The following is a 3,185-nucleotide window of genomic DNA, read 5'->3' as shown; positions in this document are numbered from 1 at the left end:
ACGCATAAAGCCCCGCAGCGAGCACGACGAGCCCCACCAGCGTGGATACGCTGCCACTTGCCAGAACGCGGTCATAGACCTGAAGCATGAACAGCGGCGAGATCAGCGCAAACACGTTGACCACGCCGCTGATCAACACAATGCCCCAAATCGCGGAAGTCAGAGGGAAGGGTCTCAAAGCTGATCCTTTAAGGAATGGTTGTCACGTAAGTCTCCGCAGCTGGCGACCCAGCTCCCTATATTGCTCCCCGATCGGCAACCGACTGCATCCGCTCGCTGGTTCAGGATCAGTGCTCCCGCCGAATATGTTTGGTCCCGGCATTTGATGGAGCGGGTCAACAACACCGTCCGGCTGAAGGTTTGGAAGGGATTCATCCTGGTCGGCCGCAAGGGCCCGAACAGGCTTCCGCCTCCACACCTTCAGGAGATTTCGGTCCACGACCAGCGCGACGCGCAGGGCTTCGTCACTGTACACGCTGACTGCTCCCAGGCGCCCCGGCCCATGGCAAGTAGCGGAAACGGACGGGAAAGCGCCCGCCCGGGGGGGCGGGGCGGGCGCGGTTCCGCATGGGTTTTCTGGATCAAACGAAGGTGAAGTCCGACGCGGTCAGGCCTAGGTCGGCCACGGTGACTACACCGCCCAGGTGGGCGAACTCGTGCGCGCTGCCGTCGGCGGTGACATAGGCCAGAGTTGCAACTCTGTCAGTGTAGCTGCTTTGGTAGACAATGATGTCGCCGGCGTGCTCGCCGGAGATCGCACTCGCCGCCTCATTAGCAGAGTTGAAAGATTCACCAGTGATCACCACGACGTGTTCGCCGTTCGCACCCGACGCCGCACCGCTGTAGAAGCTGCTCACCGGGTAGCCGGACTGTATGCTGGCGTTGTTGACGAAGTTCGCGCCAAAACCGTCGTTGTAGAGGCCTACCGCATCGAAGGCGAACTTGTCCTCCGCCGGGTTGAAATCGGTGATAGTGGTAATGTCCGACGTCGACCCGACAACCCCAGGCACCGGATTGTGGAACTGGAACACGAACGTGTCACTGTCGCTGCCCCCGGTCAACGTGTCCTGGCCGTCACCCACGTAGAGGACATCCTGGCCGGGTCCGCCGCTGAGCCTGTCATTGTCCTCACCGGAGACGCGCGCGTTGAAGCGGCCGTTGTCGCCGGAGAGATCGTCCCAGCCATCTCCGCCGAAGATGCGGTCGTTACCCTCGCCGCCGATGGCTCGGTCACTGCCCGCGCCACCCGAGATCTCGTCGTTGCCGCCACGACCGTCAAGCCAGTCACCGCCCTGGTAACCCTCGATCCAGTCAACACCCTCGGTGCCGAGGAGTGTTTCGGAACCCGGGCCACCTTCGATAATCTTTGCCATTGAAAATACTCCTAATGATGCCCCTGCCTGAGTCGTTCATATTCGTCATCGGACAATTGGAGAAATCGATTGCTTGGATAGGCATACATTTACGAAATGGATGCATTCTCGTTCACTTCGCCCTTCTGCTGAGCAGTTGCGGGCTCGCAGGCGGCGGGGACACGCCCCAGGCAATCGGCCCGAATATTCACACTCAAAGAACGGTCCAGGAAAACTTGGCAACCGGTCGTCCTGGTTGGGCCGCCCTCGGAAGAACGGGCATGGGGCTGTGTTGCCGAGTCGCGCCGGCACTGCCCATTGCGAGCAATGGAACGTTAGGGAGCGCGTTCGCGCGAGCCGAGATCGGAACCGACAGGCGCACCAGGTAGTACGAAATGCCGGGTTCACCAGGATTTCTCCGACCACCCCGCCAGTCGGGTGCTGTATCTTCTCACTAGGAAACGACGACAAAGTGTCCGGACGCTACAACCGCACCGGAGAGATTCGTGAAGGTCGCCCAGGCTCCGGCTCCTCCCACAAAGATCACGCTCGCCAGAAGGCCCGCCACCAGGTGCCGGCGAATGGACTCGAAACGTCATTGTTCTGATGAATGCCGGACACCGGGATCCTCCATGTCAGCGCGCTCTGCCACGTGATCCTGTGTAGACTCGATGGCCTTCAGGACTTTGGAACGCGCACCGAATGATCGCTGCCGTCCACCTTCCATCACCAACACCAAATCGACGGCGCGGATGGCGCTCGGCCGATGGGCGACGACAACCGCAATGCCCTTGCGCTCGCGCACGGAGGCGATCGCATTAACGACTGCAGCTTCGCCTTCCGCGTCGAGATGGGCATTGGGTTCATCCAGCACGACAAGGAAAGGGTCTCGATAAAGGGCCCGGGCAAGACCGATAAGCTGACGCTGCCCGGCGGAAAGTGCCGATCCGGCCTCACCAATCGGAGTTTCGTATCCGTGCTCAAATCGGAGGATCAGTTCGTGCGTGCCCGCTGCTTTCGCCGCGGCGACAATAGCCTCAGGGTCAGGATCATCTTCAAAACGAGCGATGTTTTCGGCAATGGTGCCATCGAACAATTCAACACCTTGTGGCAGATAGCCGATGTGACGGCCTAGTGCTTCCCGGTCCCATTGATCGAGGCTTGCGCTGTCGATGCGAACCTTCCCGGCGACCGGCGTCCATGCGCCGACGATGGCGCGCGAGAGTGTCGACTTGCCCGAGCCCGACGGGCCGATGACCCCGAGTGCGCTTCCCGCCTGAATGGCAAACGCAAGGCCGGTCACGGTCGGCTTGCTTTCGCCGGGCGGAACGATTGTCACGCTTTCGAGGCGCAGTTCGCGTTCAGGTGCAGGCATTAGCATAACAGGAGCGGTTTCAGGAACCTTTTCCAAGAGGTCCTCCAGCCGCGCCCAACCCTGGCGCGCCATGAGGAAGGGTTTCCAGCTTGAAATGGCGAGGTCGACCGGAGCCAGCGCACGCCCCATCATGATCGAACTGGCAATCATGACCCCGGCCGTAGCCTCTTCCCTGACGACAAGGTACGCACCGACGGCAAGAATGGCCGATTGCAGCAGCACGCGCAGCGACTTTGAAATGGCACCCAGCCCACCTGCCACGTCCCCAGCTTTCCGGTTGGCGGCCAGAAACTTGGCATTGGCCTTTTGCCATCGGGCAGCGATCCGCTTTCCAAGACCGAGAGCTTGCACGACCTCGGCATTGCAACGCGCTGCTTGCAGCAGACCATTGCGTGCCATGTTGTGGGCAACGGTATCGCTTATCGGCCCTTGCGAGAGAGTGTTGGCAAGGAGTGTCA

2 protein-coding genes and 2 pseudogenes are annotated in these 3,185 nt (G+C 60.9%); all 4 read right to left on the bottom strand.

The window, feature by feature from the left end:
* Positions 1-178, bottom strand: a pseudogene (locus NKJ76_RS32285) (type I secretion system permease/ATPase); the annotation flags it as partial.
* A 403-nt stretch (positions 179-581) separates the two neighbouring features.
* Positions 582-1,373, bottom strand: coding sequence for a calcium-binding protein (locus tag NKJ76_RS32280; RefSeq protein ID WP_023673926.1), 792 nt, complete (start codon positions 1,371-1,373; stop codon positions 582-584).
* 369 nt (positions 1,374-1,742) lie between these two features.
* Positions 1,743-1,973: pseudogene (locus tag NKJ76_RS32275) on the bottom strand (HlyD family type I secretion periplasmic adaptor subunit); the annotation flags it as partial.
* Positions 1,948-3,185: type I secretion system permease/ATPase (locus tag NKJ76_RS32270; protein ID WP_352539216.1), on the bottom strand; the 1,238-nt coding region annotated here is incomplete at its 5' end. The gene NKJ76_RS32270 and the pseudogene NKJ76_RS32275, both read right to left, overlap by 26 nt.

Origin of the sequence: Mesorhizobium sp. M0029 (assembly GCF_040323735.1) — a bacterium.
GTDB lineage: Bacteria > Pseudomonadota > Alphaproteobacteria > Rhizobiales > Rhizobiaceae > Mesorhizobium.
This window is presented reverse-complemented; position numbering and strand designations above follow the sequence as displayed.

What these genes read in the sequence shown, in the direction of transcription:
- NKJ76_RS32280 (WP_023673926.1), bottom strand. Translation starts at nt 1,373, where the DNA reads ATGGCAAAGATTATCGAAGGTGGCCCGGGTTCCGAAACACTCCTCGGC.